Origin of the sequence: Allobacillus halotolerans, assembly GCF_018967645.1 — a bacterium.
GTDB lineage: Bacteria > Bacillota > Bacilli > Bacillales > Alkalibacillaceae > Allobacillus > Allobacillus halotolerans.
Genome location: NZ_JAHLZF010000062.1, coordinates 1 through 667 on the forward strand (window position 1 = coordinate 1; position 667 = coordinate 667).

Sequence of the window (667 nt, forward strand, 5' to 3'; positions counted from 1 at the left end):
ATAAGATGGCATATGAAGATGATAGGGCATGACCATTTCATATGCCATTCTTATTGTCATTTTTCCGTGCTTTCTCACATACTTCTATCCGACAGGACATGACGTTCCGGAAGAAGTCTGATGACCTCTTCTGATTCTGTGAGTAAAATCATATCATGCTGCTTTAGCTGTTTTGTTTCTGATTTTTTCTATCATCAGTATGGCATTTGCCGTATGTATTCCAAAGAAAATCCACAGTATTTCCGTCTTCCTGTTTCTGGCCTTTATCCTTGAGAGCGAGTAATGTTGCTTTTGAGTGCCGAAGCTTCCTTCAAGCCGTGTTGCCCTTTCTTTTGAGAGTTCGCTTCTAAGCACCTTCCTCAAAGGCTCATCTTTGGCCGCCCTTCCCTTGCGCACAAAGGATGTGGATATCCCATATTTTGTACAGAACTTTCTGTTGGCATTATTGGCATATATGGAATCGGCAGCCACACATCTTACCCTTACATTCATAAGCTTCTGCTGCATACGGATACAGTCCTTCAAGCGTATACCCTCATTGAATGCCTTGAACGAGAGGTGTTCGATGAACGATATGCCGTCTATCTGTATATTATTGACCTTTGCACCGAACTCGACGGACTTGGTTTCCTTGCCTCTGACGATGGGACGTACATAATGACGGTCA

General features: G+C 43.2%; 1 protein-coding gene. It reads right to left on the bottom strand.

The genetic code is table 11. The features are described 5' to 3' along the window. Positions 1-153 precede the first annotated feature (153 nt). A partial coding sequence (locus KQ486_RS14775) for a transposase (RefSeq protein ID WP_246569354.1) occupies positions 154-667 on the bottom strand: 514 nt, incomplete at its 5' end.